This is a genomic window from Larkinella knui, assembly GCF_003858645.1.
GTDB lineage: Bacteria > Bacteroidota > Bacteroidia > Cytophagales > Spirosomataceae > Larkinella > Larkinella knui.
Genome location: NZ_RQJP01000006.1, coordinates 588,678 through 602,378, shown reverse-complemented (window position 1 = coordinate 602,378; position 13,701 = coordinate 588,678). Strand labels below are relative to the sequence as shown.

The following is a 13,701-nucleotide window of genomic DNA, read 5'->3' as shown; positions in this document are numbered from 1 at the left end:
TGGCAAGGGTGCGGGGGAACACCTCTTCCCATACCGAACAGAGCCGTTAAGCCCCGTTACGCCGATGGTACTGCCGTCACTGGTGGGAGAGTAGGTTGCCGCCACCACAGATTTAATAAGGGTCCTGCCTTCACAAGAGGCAGGACCTTTTTTTTATGGGACGAGTAGCACAGACAAGCCTTACAAGGTGGCGACCGTCTTAGGATTTACCGGGATGTGTGGTTTTCCTCAACCTGACGAGTGGCCGACTGCTGATTGAGTTTTGGTCTGCGGGTTGATAGTGAATTGGCTTCTATTGATCCGTTGGACTAGAATAGTATAGTAGCTACCATTTTTGTTTTACTACCTTACTGGCTTCCCTGATTAATTTCAACTACCATTTTTAGACGGCTCTTAAGAAGCTAATTTACTGTAGCCGAAGGCCATCTTTAGTTAGTTTCTTATATCTTCTACAGAGAAGCTGAAATTTACCTTTCATCTTCAAAAAATAGATGGTTCATCCCTGAAATCAGCCGCTTCACGCCTTAATAGTTGATAAAAATCTCATTTGAATCAACCTTTGTAGCACATATCCCCACCATATACTTATTGAAAACTCAGGAAACTATGAACTTAAAAATAGTTTCCTGAGTTTATGACTTAAAATAGTCATAAATCATTGGAGCTCAAAGAACGAATTCTTTTAAAAGCTGAAGCTTTATTTTGGAAATTTGGTACACGAAGTATTACAATGGATGATATCTCCCGTGATATCGGTATTTCCAAGAAGACACTCTATCAGCATTTTACCGATAAAGATGACATTGTTTATCAGGTCATGTTGTATCGCCTGGATAAGAATCGGGAAAATGTGAGTTGCAAAATGGCAACTGCTCATAATCCTATCGAAGAAATATTGCTTGCATCAGAGATTATGCGGGAACATTTGGCCGAGATGAATCCGACATTATGGTTCGATGTTCAACGGCATTATCCCAGAGCTTGGGAGGTTTGTACGGAATTTAAGGAGAAATTTGTACTCGAATCAATCCGGGCAAATCTGAAAAAAGGTATTGAGCAGGCGTTGTATAGACCCGAGATTGACGTGGAGATCATGGCGCGATTGCGAGTTGAATTGATACGAATGGCTTTTGATACAGAGGTGTTTCCACGAGGATTAACGGCTATGGTAGAGGTTCAAATCCAGCTACTTCATCATTTTGTTCGCGGTATACTCACTGAAAAAGGATTACTTATCTACAACCAATATGTTAAAGAACACCAGAATGACCCCGCTTCTACGACATTGTAAGCCAATCTATAGTTTAGTATTGACAATTGGTCTGGTTGGCTCGGGGATGGCTCAGGCTCCGCGCGAGTTTTCGTTGAATGACGCTATCAGTTTTGCTACCCAACAGAATATTAACATCAAGAATACGCAATTAGACGCATTGAGTGCCGAAGCGCGTATCAAGGAGCTTAAAGGATTAGCTTTACCACAAGTTAACGTTGGCGGTACGGTTACTTACAATGCTATTATTCAGAAATTTATCTTTCCCGCTGGTGGTTTTGGCGCTCCGGCGGACTCAACCGGTGGTGGCAGTGGTGATAAAGATGCGGTTACTGCCATTCCATTTGGGGTAAAACTTCAGGGGAATGTTTCGGCCAATGTGAATCAGTTGCTGTTCGATGCGTCTTATAAAATTGGTTTGAAGGCCGCTTCGACGTACCGAGAACTGGCGCAGAAAAACATCACCGCATCGAAAATTAACGTAGCGGAACAGGTTGCCAAAGCGTATTACGGCGTCCTGGTCAGCGAGGAGCGTATTAAACTGCTGGATTTGAATGTGTCCCGGGTCGATACACTTTTGCGCGAGACGAGGGCCATGAATGCTCAGGGATTTGTCGAAAAAATCGACGTTGATCGGTTGGAAGTACAATTGAATAATTTGAAAACAGAACGGCAAAATGTTAAAAACCTGGTCGATCTGAGCTATTATTTATTGAAGTTCCAGATGGGATTGCCGATCAATACACCGATTCGCTTGACGGATCGAATTGAGTCCTATGGCCAGAAAGATTTGGATCGGGCAGCGGTTTTGGATTCCGTATTCGATTATAACCAGCGGATTGAGTTTTCGACGTTACAAACGCAGGTGACACTGGCCGACCTGGATCTGCAAAACATTGGGAAACAGTATTATCCGCGATTAACGGCGGCTGCAACCTACGGCCATAACAACGGTCGGAATAATTTTATGGACTTTTGGACGACGCAGTGGTTCAACTCGGCAGCTATTTCGCTCAATCTAAATATTCCGGTTTTTGACGGTTTTCAGAAACGCTACGCGGCACAACAACGAAAAATAACGGTCGACAAAGCCCGGCAAAGCGGAGAGTTACTGAAAAATTCCATTGATCTGCAAATTAGACAGTCTACAGTGATGTTGTCCAACAACTTGCAAACCCTTCAAAATCAGAAACGAAATATGGATCTGGCCCAGGAGATTGTGCGGGTTACGCGAATCAAATACAAAGAAGGAGTTGGTTCTAATATCGAAGTATTAAACGCTGAAACGTCGTTTCGGGAGTCGCAAACCAATTACTTCGCATCCTTGCTCGATTACATGATCACGAAAGTCGATCTGGATAAGGCATTGGGGAAATTATACACCGGTCAATAATCATTCGTCACATTCACGCTGTTCAAAGCATTTATTGATAATCAAAATGAAAACATATTACATAATCGGATTGGCAACCTCCCTACTTTTTGCCTGCTCGTCAGAAAAGAAGTCTGATTTGGCTTCTAAAAAGCAGGAACTCGCCGATTTAAAAACCCAGCAAACCGAATTAACCACTAAAATCAAGACGCTGGAATCGGAAGTGGCCAAACTGGATCCCACTCAGGCCGAGCAGGTTAAGGTGAAAGAAGTGGTGGTTGCACCATTGACAGCATCAACTTTCAAGCATTTTGTGGAGTTGCAGGGCACCATCGATGCCAAGAATAATGTGCAGGTGACTCCTAAATCCGGTGGTGCGATTACGGCGGTTTACGTGAAGGAAGGCGATGCAGTAAAAGCCGGTTCCGTTTTAGCCAAAATCGACGATCAGATTCTGCGCGAATCGGTTGAAGAAGTGCGCAATCAATTGAACTTAGCCAACACGGTTTATGAGAAACAGGCTAGCCTCTGGAAACAGCAGATTGGTACCGAGATTCAGTACCTGCAAGCGAAAAACAACAAGGAAGGATTGGAAAAACGGCTGGCTACACTAAACGTCCAACTTTCACAATCCAATGTGACGTCGCCAATTTCGGGTGTTGTTGATAAAGTCAACGTCAAAACCGGCGAAACGGCCATGCCGGGAATGGGCATTGTTCGGGTGGTGAACCTGTCGCAACTCAAAGTTGCCGCGAAAGTGGCCGATACGTATGCGGGTAGCGTTCGAAAAGGAGATGCCGTGGTCGTACGGTTTCCGGATATCGACAAAGAGCTGACGACACGCATCAGCTTCGTTTCAACAACGGTCGATCCATTGAGCCGGACGTTTACCATCGAAGCTCCCCTGCCGTCGGACAATAACCTGAAACCGAATATGCTGGCACAGATAAAAATTAACGATATCTCGAGAAATAAAGCCATTGTGATCGATCAGAACCTGGTTCAGAATACGGAAAACGGGCAACTGGTTTATGTGGCCGTCTCAGAAGGCAATAAAAAACTGGCCAAAGCCCGTCAGGTAAAAACCGGATTGAGCTACGGTGGAAAAGTCGAAATTATTACCGGACTAAACTCCGGCGACCAGCTTATTACCCAAGGCTATCAGGAGTTAGTTGATGGACAACCGATAAATTTCTAAAAACAGATCGAAATGCGGCCTACAGAAATCCACGTTTCGATCCCATCTAACCAAGGCCATGAAATTTGAACAATACAAAACCCTCGGTTTTACCAACTGGTGCGTAGAAAACCGGACGGCTATTTACATCTTCACGTTCATCATTACGATTGGCGGGTTATTTGTGTATAATAACCTGCCGAAAGAGCAGTTTCCAGACATTAAAGTGCCGCAGATTTATATCAATACCATTTACCTGGGAACGGCACCGGCCGACGTTGAAAACACTATTAACAAGCCGATCGAGAAGCAGTTAAAATCCATTTCGGGCGTTAAAAAAATCAAATCGAATGCGTTGCAGGACGTATCGGTTATTCTGGTAGAGTTCAACCCGGATGTTCAGGTTCCGGAAGCGTTACAACGGGTGCGTGATGCCATCGATAAAGCCAAGCAGGATTTGCCCCAGAAAATGGACGCGGGACCAACGGCGCAGGATGTGAACTTCTCGGAATTTCCGATCATGAACATCAACCTTGCCGGAAACTTTTCGCTCAAACGGCTGAAAGAATACGCGGAGGATTTACAGGATGCCATCGAAGCCATGCCGCAGATCAGCCGGGTGGATATTGTCGGTGCGTTAGAGCGTGAAATCCAGATTAATGTGGATTTGCCACGCATGCAATCGGCCGGTTTGGCATTTTTTGACATTCAGCAGGCCGTTCAGGGCGAAAACATCAACGTATCGGGTGGTGAATTAAATGTTGCGGGCGTACGCCGGACCTTGCGGGTAAAAGGCGAGTTCAGCGAGATGAAGCAACTGGAAAACCTTCAGATCCGGACGGCCACCGGGGCTACTGTTCGTTTGGGCGATGTTGCTCAGGTTCAGGATAGCTTTGAAGAACAACAGGATTTTGCCCGTCTGGATAACAAATCCGTCGTTACGCTGAACGTCATCAAGCGGTCGGGGGCCAACCTGATTGCCGCAGCTGACCAGATTGAGGAAACCATTAAAGAATACAAAGCAAACCGGTATCCGGCTGGCCTCGATATTCGGGTTACAGCCGACCAATCCGAACGCACCCGGGCCGATATTCACGATTTGATCAATACCGTCGTGCTGGGCTTCATCTTCGTGGTATTGGTATTGATGTTTTTCATGGGCGTTCGTGACGCTATTTTCGTTGGGTTGTCCGTACCGCTGTCGGCCCTCGTGGCTTTCGTCTGTATGCCCATCGTCGGACCTGTGGTTGGTACGTTGTTTACGTTGAATACCATCGTTTTATTCGGGTTTTTGCTGGGCCTGGGTCTGGTGGTCGATGATGCCATTGTGGTCATTGAAAACACGCACCGGCTCTTTAATGAGCACAAAGACTGGGATATTAAAAAGGCGGTGAAAGCGGCTGCCGGAGAAGTGTTTATTCCGGTATTTTCCGGAACATTAACCACCATTGCGCCTTTCTTCCCGCTGTTGTTCTGGCCCGGTATCGTCGGGGAATTTATGAAATTCCTGCCGTTGACGCTTATTCTGACCTTGTTTGCATCCTTGTTCGTAGCCTATGTGATGAACCCGGTTTTTGCCGTGACCTTCATGAAACGGCACGATGAGGATAACCATGAAGACAACCAGGGATTTGAAACGATTCGGCGACCTCTGTTAATTCTGGCGGTCCTGGCCGGCCTGGGTTACGTAATTGACCGGGGAATTGGCAACCTGTTTTTGTTTATACTGATTCTCTATGCATTCAACCATTATATCCTGACGCCCCGGATTATCGTGCCGTTTCAGGAAGGGTTACTGCCCCGGTTGAAAAACGGATACCGGAAGTTGATTTCGTGGATTTTAACGGGATGGCGTCCCATTTGGACCATCTTAGCGGTATTCATGCTGCTGGTCGGTACGTTTTTCCTGATGGGTATTTTCCCGCCGAAAGTAATCTTTTTCCCCAGTGGCGAACCCGACTACGTCTATGTCTACAATGTGATGCCCATCGGGACGGATTCGCGCGTAACGGATTCGGTGACGAAAATCATTGAAAAACGGGTGTTCAAGGTTCTGGAAGACAACAAAGCCACGGATATTGTAAACTCCGTAATTGCCAACGTTGGTAAAAATGCCGGTGACCCGTTCAATCCCGATCGCTCGGCAACTCCGCATAAATCGAAAGTAACCGTTGCTTTTGTAAAAGGCGAAGACCGGCATGGGTTGTCGACCCAGGAAATATTGAATAAAGTTCGGACCGCGATGCAGGGAATTCCGGGAACTGAAATTTCAGTTGAACGCGAAAATGCCGGGCCACCAACCGGCAAACCTATTGCCATTGAAATCGCCGGAGAGGAATTTGCTACGTTGCAAAAACTGGAAAAGCAGCTTCGCCAGCGAATTGTGGAGTCGGGTATTAAGGGAATTGACCAGCTGAAGTCCGATTTGATTACCAATAAACCGGAAATTGTGATCAATATTGATCGCGATAAAGCCGAGCGCGAAGGCATTTCGTCGTCGCAAATTGCGTTGGCAGTTCGGACGGCCCTGTTTGGTACCGAAGTGTCGAAATTTCGGGATGCCAAAGACGAATATCCCATTATGGTTCGTCTGAAGCAGGATGATCGCAGTCAGATTGAGCGGCTTTTAAGTCTGAACATTGTCTACCGCGACATGAATTCGGGCGGCCAGCTGCGCCAGGTTCCAATTCAGTCGGTGGCCAATATCAGTTATTCGACCACCTTCAGTCAGATCAACCGGATCAACCAGGAACGGGTTATTACGCTCAGTTCGGATGTAGTAGCGGGGTACAATGCCAACGAAATTGTTCAGCAAATCCAGCAACTCGTAAAAGATACCGAAGTGCCGAATGGCTACACGGTTCGGATGGGTGGTGAACAGGAGCAGCAACAGGAGTCGATGACCTTCCTGGTGTCGGCTTTCGGATTGGCGATGTTGCTGATTTATCTGATTCTGGCCACCCAGTTTAACTCCGCCGTGAAACCGCTGATTATTTTCTTCACCATTATTCTCTCACTCATTGGCGTACTGCTGGGCTTCATGGTAACGGGCAAAACGTTCTCGGTGGTCATGTCCGGCGTCGGGATTATCGCCCTGGCCGGGATTGTGGTGAAGAACGGTATTCTGCTGATCGAGTTTATCGAAGAGTTGCGGGGACGCGGTATTCCACTGCGTCAGGCCATTATCGATGCGGGTGGTATTCGGTTAACGCCGGTATTGCTGACGGCTTCAGCTGCCGTACTTGGTTTGATTCCGCTGGCAGTGGGGCTGACTGTCGACTTCGTCGGTTTGTTTCAGAACCTGGATCCCCACATTGTAATTGGTGGTGATAGTGCGGTTTTCTGGAACATCCTGGCCTGGACAATCATCTACGGACTAACGTTCTCGACGGTATTGACGCTGGTTATCGTGCCCTGTATGTACTGGGTCAACGAGCGGATCAGGGATAAATTTAAAGAAAGAATTGCGAAGAAGGAACGTGAGCCGGAATTGGTCAACGAATAAGAGCATGCTAACTGTAAACCAAAAACCCACAGTGTCTGTTAACGCTGTGGGTTTTCTTTTGATACCATTATGAACCGCATCGTCCTTTTTTTCCTTGTTTCTGCCGTCCTGCTGCTGATTGACTGGTACGTTTTTCAAGCCATTAAAACCGTCACCCGTTCGGCCAGTGAAAACACCCAGCGTATTGTCACGATTATCTATTGGAGTTTTACGGGTGTCACGATTGTCACGTATCTGACGATGCAGTTATTACCACCCGATGCGGTTGGCCGGGTGGCCCGCGGGTTTATCTGGACGGCCATTCTGATTCCGTATTTTTCAAAAATCTTTGCCGTTCTCTTCATTTTCGTGGATGATATCGGCCGTTTTGTGCGTTGGGTCGCTTCCCTGTTTTATAGCCCTGATATTCGGGCCAAAGTGGCCGACACCACGCAATCGACCATTCCTGCCACCGATCTGATTCCTCGTTCCGAGTTTTTGATGAAAACCGCCCTGATTGCAGGTGCTGTTCCTCTGGTTGCCTTCACCTACGGGATTGTTTCCGGAGCCCACGATTACCGCATCCGGCGCATCCGGTTGTCGCTTAAAAACCTGCCATCAAGTTTCGACGGGATGAAAATTGCCCAGCTTTCGGATATTCATTCCGGCAGTTTTTTCAACAAAACGGCGGTGAAAGGGGGCGTTGAAATGCTGCTGCGCGAAAAACCGGACGTGGTCTTTTTTACCGGTGACCTGGTTAATAATACCGCCGATGAGGTTGTGGATTACATGGACATTTTCAACAAGGTCAAAGCACCGATGGGCGTTTATTCAACGCTGGGCAACCACGATTACGGTGATTATGTGAACTGGTCGAGTCCGCAGGCAAAAATTAAAAATCTGGAAACGTTAAAAGCGGCCCATAAACAATTGGGCTGGAATCTGTTGATGGACGAAAACCGGATTTTAGAACAAAATGGCGACAAAATCGCTTTAATAGGTATCCAGAACTGGGGGTCAGGCCGATGGCCCAAATACGGTAATCTGGAGAAAGCCCGTCGGGGGACGGAAGACTACCCCGTTAAGCTGTTACTTTCCCACGATCCCAGCCATTGGGATGCGCAGGTACGACCCCAATTTCCGGATATTGACGTCATGTTTGCGGGACATACCCACGGAATGCAGTTCGGCGTCGAAATTGGAAATGTCCGCTGGAGTCCGGCGCAATATGTTTATAAACAGTGGGCGGGATTGTATCAGGAAGGTCAGCAATATCTCTATGTAAACCGCGGATACGGTTATTTAGGGTATCCGGGGCGGGTTGGAATCTTACCGGAAGTCACCATTTTTGAATTGAAAAAAGCGTAAATCACCTTACTTATGAAAAAAATCGTACTGTTTGTCTGCGGGCTGGTTGCCCCGCTGATTTCGTTTGCTCAGGCGCCATCGTGTTGCGACCAACCTGTAGCGCAGGTATCGAATGACATGGCCTTGCTGGCCAGTAACAAATCGTTTGTAATGTTACACGAAGAACCGCTGCCGTTTACGTACCAAAGCGTGGCTGGCGACATGGTTAAATTCAAAACGCCGGACGGTACAGAAGCCAACGGGTTTCTATTGAAAGCCAAAAACCCGTCCAACAAATGGTTGCTGGTGTATCAGGAATGGTGGGGTTTGAATGATTACATCAAACAGGAAGCCGAGAAGCTCTACAACGATTTGACCGATGTAAACGTCCTGGCGGTTGATATGTATGACGGCAAAGTGGCCACCACCCGCGAAGAAGCCTCAAAACTGGTTCAGGCACCCCGCGAACGGTTGGGAGCCATCATGCAGGGCGCCATTGCATATGCTGGTCCGCAGGCACAGATTGCCAGCGTGGGCTGGTGCTTCGGCGGAGGTATGTCGTTGCAATCGGCCATTTTGGGCGGTAAGCAAACGGTGGGTTGTGTGATGTATTACGGTCAGCCCGAAAAAAACATCGAGCGCCTGAAAACCCTGAATACCGACGTACTGGGCATTTTCGGCGCGAAAGATTCCGGTATTCCACCGGCAACGGTTGCCGAATTTGAGAAAAATATGAAAGAAGCGGGCAAACAAACGACCATCAAAATGTACGATGCGCCACACGCTTTTGCCAATCCGAGCAATCCCGGTTTTAACAAAGAAGCGACGGCCGATGCCTATCAGATCACGCTGGATTACCTGAAGAAACGGCTAAAGGCGTAAGCGCGCGTCTGGACACCGGATCGATAAATGAACAACTTTTTTAGTTTATGCGTTAAACCTATGGATACCAAACAAGTCTAATAGGCAATTTAGTAAGCAACTATAGACGGTTACGATCATGAAAACGCATAATCTGATTTCAATGCTGGTGATTGCGCTGCTGGGTCTTGTCTTGACCAGTTGTGCTCCCACAGTGGGTGTAAGAGCCGATTATGGATACGGTCCCAGTTACGGGTATGGATACAATCCCTACCGGTATGGCTACCGTCGCCCGGTTATCGTAACGCCCCCGCCACGGGTGTATTACAGGTCATATTCCCGGCGCCCTCACTACCGGAATAATTATCGGGCACCACAACACTATAGCTATCGTTCACAACGCAGTCGTGGACCGCGGTAAAAAGAAAAACCGGTACGAAAGTGCCGGTTTTTCTTTTTAGCTTCGCTACCAAGGTGATGGCAACAGCGGGTATAAAAGAGAAAAAAATCCGTTTTTTACGTACTTTTAGTAACTCTGTGCGTTTAACAGGTATACGGAGCCGATAAAGATATGAAAAAGCTAGTAGTGCTGAGTATAACGCTGTGTATGATGCTTCCGCTGGAAGCACCGGTTGAAGCCGCCGTCGTAAAATCAGCGTCGAGTGAACTAAAAAGTGAGTTAGCCTTTAAACGAAAGAAAGCACGCGGGTACCGGAAGAAAAAAGGGTTTATGTGGGGGCTTTTCCGGGGTAAAAATGCCTGTGGTTGTCCAAAACATTAATTCCCACGTATCGTAAATTGTACTTATAGCCGGGGCAACCCGGCTTTTTGTTTTTCAGTAGGTTAATAAATTGTAAAATACTACTATTCAGCTAAAAAATCCGTATCTTTGCACTTTAATTGAAAAGACAAAAGAGAAGAGGCCAAAGATAGTGATTCCCGGATTCTTTCTATAAGTATAATTTATCTTTTGTCTGTTCTGTTTTGTTCTAAAAAAGTATGCAATCGATTCGCAACATAGCTATTATAGCGCACGTTGACCACGGTAAGACTACGTTGGTTGACAAAATTATTCATGCTTCCAAGCTCTTCCGGGACAACCAGGAGTTTGGCGACCTGATATTAGACAACAACGATCTGGAACGGGAGCGGGGCATTACCATTGTCTCTAAAAACGTTTCAGTACGGTATAATGATGTTAAAATCAACATCATCGATACACCGGGTCACTCCGATTTTGGCGGTGAAGTAGAGCGTGTACTGAAAATGGCCGATGGCGTTTGCCTTCTGGTCGATGCGTTTGAAGGCGCCATGCCGCAGACGCGCTTTGTATTGGGAAAAGCCCTGCAATTGGGTTTGAAGCCGATCCTGGTTGTCAATAAAGTTGATAAAGAAAATTGCCGTCCGGAAGAGGTTCACGAAGAAGTGTTCGACCTCATGTTTAACCTCGGTGCTACGGAGGAACAATTGGATTTTCCGACGGTGTACGGTTCATCGAAACAAGGTTGGATGGGTCCGGACTGGAAAACACCAACTGACAACATTACCTACCTGCTGGATACCATCGTTGAGCACATTCAACCCGCTCCGGTTACGGAAGGAACTCCGCAGATGCAGATCACGTCCCTCGATTATTCGGCCTTTGTGGGTCGGATTGCCATCGGTCGGGTGGTGCGCGGAACGCTGAAAGAAGGCGCCAACATGGCCCTGGTGAAAGTCGGCGATGTGATCAAAAAAGTGAAAATTAAAGAACTGCAAACGTTCGAAGGCCTTGGCAAACAAAAGGTAACGGAAGTGCAGTGTGGTGATATTTGTGCCGTAACCGGACTGGAAGATTTCGAGATTGGCGATACACTGACCGATCTGGAAAATCCGGAAGCCATTGAGCGGATTGCCGTGGATGAGCCGACGATGAACATGTTGTTCACGATCAACAACTCACCGTTTTTTGGTAAAGAAGGCAAGTTTGTAACCTCGCGCCACTTGCGGGAGCGTTTATACAAGGAAATTGAAAAGAACCTCGCGTTACGGGTTGAAAATACCGATAGCGAAGACCGTTTCCTGGTCTACGGACGCGGGATTCTCCACTTGTCGGTATTGATCGAAACCATGCGTCGTGAAGGCTACGAATTGCAGGTTGGTCAACCCCGGGTGTTGTTCAAATACGACGATCACGGAAACCGCCTGGAACCGGTAGAAACACTGGTTGTCGACGTGCCGGCCGAAACCGCCGGAAAAGTGATTGAACTGGCCACGCAGCGGAAAGGTGAATTGCTGATCATGGAACCGAAAGGCGACTTGCAGCATTTGGAGTTCGAAATTCCGTCGCGCGGACTCATCGGTTTGCGGTCCAATGTCCTGACGGCTACGTTTGGTGAGGCCGTGATGACCCACCGTTTCAAGAGCTTTGAGCCGTATAAAGGAGCCATTCCCGAGCGGATCAACGGTTCGCTGATCTCGATGACGAGCGGAGCGGCTACGGCGTATTCAATTGATAAATTGCAGGATCGGGGTGTTTTCTTTATCGAACCGGGCGACGAAATCTACGCCGGCCAGGTAATTGGTGAACACAACCGGCAGAACGATATTGTGGTGAACGTACAAACCGCGAAGCAGTTGACGAACATGCGGGCTTCGGGCTCGGATACCAACGTTCGGATTGCTCCGAAAATTACGTTCTCACTGGAAGAGTCGATGGAATACATCCAGAAAGATGAATACCTGGAAGTAACGCCGAAATCGATGCGGATTCGCAAAATTTTCCTGGATGAAAACGAGCGGAAACGGAACCAGAGCAAATTTGAAATGGCCTAAAAAAAGCCCCGGCATAAACCGGGGCTTTTTTATTTAAAGAAGGTTGAAATCAGAAATTTCAGTTTTTGGCACATTGCGCGAATGAAAGGTTCCGGTTCGCCAGGGCGGTTTTCAGGATTTGCAATGCATTTTTTCCAATACCGTGCAGTGCCATACATTCACTTTCACTCAGTTGGGTCAATTGTTCAAGCGTCTTGATTCCGGCATTCGCTAAAGCACGCCGGGCCGGTTTTGCCAGTTGGTCAAAAGGGTGGATTGCGGTTTTCTCTTTCATCTTCGGGTCTGATAACACCCCCAAATTTACACTCCCAAACAGAATGAATGCGGTGTCAATGCGACAGGTTGCGGGCGATTTGCGTCAAACAGCCCGTTTTTGGCGCTTATCTACAGCCGCTTAGTCACTTGCAAACCAATAGCCGAGCCGGTTTCAACGGGAGGGCTATACACATTGACGGACACGGTTTTTGCTCGCTTCGATTTGTTGTAGGCACTCACATTCAAAATACTCAGCAACGTCGTGGCGGCACCGGCACCGATGTTTACCATCGAAAGGGATCGCTTTGCCTTGTTGCTGTAATCACCCCGATTACCGTAATAGTTTGTTGTTTGATCGTACGAAAACCGCTCGAGGTTAACAAGGCCGAGCGTTAGGGTGGCCAGCCCCGTCAGAGCTCCCCAGGTGCCGGTTCGTTTCGGGTTTATTCCGGGCCTATTCATCAATTGCGCCCCGATTAAAGCCACGTTGGTTCCGTTGAGTAAGGCCGACGAAATGGCGTAGGAGTTGGTGATCTTGTATTTATCCGGAATTTGTTGGGGCGTGGGCGGGGAATAAGTCGGCTGGATGAGCTGACATTCTTCCCGGCTAAGTCCGGATTGAGCAATCCAGTCCAGCAGCTTGGGGTCGTTCATCTCAAAAACGGTGGCGTACTGATACCGGGTATTGATTTTTTCGGCCGCTTTACGTCCGGCGGTTTGTTCTACCAGGTAACCGACCGCGCAAATGGTACCGTCTTTATCAATAAAACACGGTTTTCGTTCGTCCACATAGTCATAGTTTTTGGGAAAAGCGCCCCGCTGCCGGTATTCCCGCAACTTATCCAGCAAAAAGCGTCGCTTCTTTTGCTGATCGCTGCTCATCGCCCGGGTAGTGCGGTTTCGCAAGAGCGCTTCTACGTATTCGAGATGCGTACGGATCCGCAACTGATCGTCGGTTGTTGCATCCGGTTTGTACCCAAATTTTTTCACAAAACTTTCGTCCCCGATCAGCGGGTTCACGGTCATCGAAACGTACAGCTGATTGAATCGCAAGCCGGCAATGGCCAGCAAAGTCCCTACCGCAATTGAAATGAGAGGCTTCATACAAGAATAGAATAAAT

General features: G+C 47.7%; 11 protein-coding genes and 1 rRNA gene. 10 read left to right on the top strand and 2 right to left on the bottom strand.

The features are described from left to right. The 10 genes from rrf to typA all read left to right on the top strand — a co-directional run. Nucleotides 1-107 (top strand): 5S ribosomal RNA (rrf, locus tag EHT87_RS28570); the annotation flags it as partial. A 551-nt stretch (nucleotides 108-658) separates the two neighbouring features. After that, nucleotides 659-1,291 carry a TetR/AcrR family transcriptional regulator gene (locus EHT87_RS28565; RefSeq protein WP_124910185.1) on the top strand — a complete coding sequence of 211 codons (633 nt, stop codon included), beginning with the start codon at nucleotides 659-661 and terminating at the stop codon, nucleotides 1,289-1,291. After that, on the top strand, nucleotides 1,266-2,663 hold the full coding sequence (locus tag EHT87_RS28560; RefSeq protein WP_185716374.1) for a TolC family protein: 1,398 nt from the start codon (nucleotides 1,266-1,268) through the stop codon (nucleotides 2,661-2,663). The genes EHT87_RS28565 and EHT87_RS28560 overlap by 26 nt, the downstream gene beginning before the upstream one ends. A 46-nt stretch (nucleotides 2,664-2,709) precedes the next feature. Beyond that, a complete protein-coding gene (locus EHT87_RS28555; RefSeq protein ID WP_124910184.1) occupies nucleotides 2,710-3,840 on the top strand; it encodes an efflux RND transporter periplasmic adaptor subunit in 1,131 nt (376 codons plus the stop codon). Between the two features lie 58 nt (nucleotides 3,841-3,898). Beyond that, complete coding sequence (locus EHT87_RS28550) at nucleotides 3,899-7,324, top strand: efflux RND transporter permease subunit (RefSeq protein WP_124910183.1); 3,426 nt, start codon at nucleotides 3,899-3,901, stop codon at nucleotides 7,322-7,324. A 69-nt stretch (nucleotides 7,325-7,393) separates the two neighbouring features. Then, nucleotides 7,394-8,671 carry a metallophosphoesterase gene (locus EHT87_RS28545; protein WP_124910182.1) on the top strand — a complete coding sequence of 426 codons (1,278 nt, stop codon included), beginning with the start codon at nucleotides 7,394-7,396 and terminating at the stop codon, nucleotides 8,669-8,671. Between the two features lie 12 nt (nucleotides 8,672-8,683). Continuing rightward, on the top strand, nucleotides 8,684-9,532 hold the full coding sequence (locus tag EHT87_RS28540; protein ID WP_124910181.1) for a dienelactone hydrolase family protein: 849 nt from the start codon (nucleotides 8,684-8,686) through the stop codon (nucleotides 9,530-9,532). A gap of 118 nt (nucleotides 9,533-9,650) precedes the next feature. Beyond that, nucleotides 9,651-9,932 carry a hypothetical protein gene (locus EHT87_RS28535; protein ID WP_124910180.1) on the top strand — a complete coding sequence of 94 codons (282 nt, stop codon included), beginning with the start codon at nucleotides 9,651-9,653 and terminating at the stop codon, nucleotides 9,930-9,932. A gap of 150 nt (nucleotides 9,933-10,082) precedes the next feature. Next, a complete protein-coding gene (locus EHT87_RS28530; protein ID WP_124910179.1) occupies nucleotides 10,083-10,292 on the top strand; it encodes a hypothetical protein in 210 nt (69 codons plus the stop codon). 218 nt (nucleotides 10,293-10,510) lie between these two features. Then, the gene (gene typA / locus EHT87_RS28525; protein WP_124910178.1) at nucleotides 10,511-12,325 is read left to right on the top strand and encodes a translational GTPase TypA; all 1,815 of its coding nucleotides are present in this window, start codon (nucleotides 10,511-10,513) and stop codon (nucleotides 12,323-12,325) included. A gap of 58 nt (nucleotides 12,326-12,383) precedes the next feature. Here the strand turns inward: typA and EHT87_RS28520 are convergent, their stop codons facing one another. Both EHT87_RS28520 and EHT87_RS28515 read right to left on the bottom strand, forming a co-directional pair. After that, entirely contained in the window at nucleotides 12,384-12,599 is a 216-nt protein-coding gene (locus EHT87_RS28520; protein ID WP_124910177.1) for a helix-hairpin-helix domain-containing protein, read from the bottom strand. A gap of 110 nt (nucleotides 12,600-12,709) precedes the next feature. Further along, a complete protein-coding gene (locus EHT87_RS28515) occupies nucleotides 12,710-13,684 on the bottom strand; it encodes a hypothetical protein (RefSeq protein WP_124910176.1) in 975 nt (324 codons plus the stop codon). Between the last annotated feature and the right edge of the window lie 17 nt (nucleotides 13,685-13,701).

Coding starts and splice junctions, on each gene's coding strand:
- EHT87_RS28560 (WP_185716374.1), top strand. CDS start 1,266: ATGACCCCGCTTCTACGACATTGTAAGCCAATCTATAGTTTAGTATTG.
- EHT87_RS28555 (WP_124910184.1), top strand. CDS start 2,710: ATGAAAACATATTACATAATCGGATTGGCAACCTCCCTACTTTTTGCC.
- EHT87_RS28550 (WP_124910183.1), top strand. CDS start 3,899: ATGAAATTTGAACAATACAAAACCCTCGGTTTTACCAACTGGTGCGTA.
- EHT87_RS28545 (WP_124910182.1), top strand. CDS start 7,394: ATGAACCGCATCGTCCTTTTTTTCCTTGTTTCTGCCGTCCTGCTGCTG.
- EHT87_RS28540 (WP_124910181.1), top strand. CDS start 8,684: ATGAAAAAAATCGTACTGTTTGTCTGCGGGCTGGTTGCCCCGCTGATT.
- EHT87_RS28535 (WP_124910180.1), top strand. CDS start 9,651: ATGAAAACGCATAATCTGATTTCAATGCTGGTGATTGCGCTGCTGGGT.
- EHT87_RS28530 (WP_124910179.1), top strand. CDS start 10,083: ATGAAAAAGCTAGTAGTGCTGAGTATAACGCTGTGTATGATGCTTCCG.
- typA (WP_124910178.1), top strand. CDS start 10,511: ATGCAATCGATTCGCAACATAGCTATTATAGCGCACGTTGACCACGGT.
- EHT87_RS28520 (WP_124910177.1), bottom strand. CDS start 12,599: ATGAAAGAGAAAACCGCAATCCACCCTTTTGACCAACTGGCAAAACCG.
- EHT87_RS28515 (WP_124910176.1), bottom strand. CDS start 13,684: ATGAAGCCTCTCATTTCAATTGCGGTAGGGACTTTGCTGGCCATTGCC.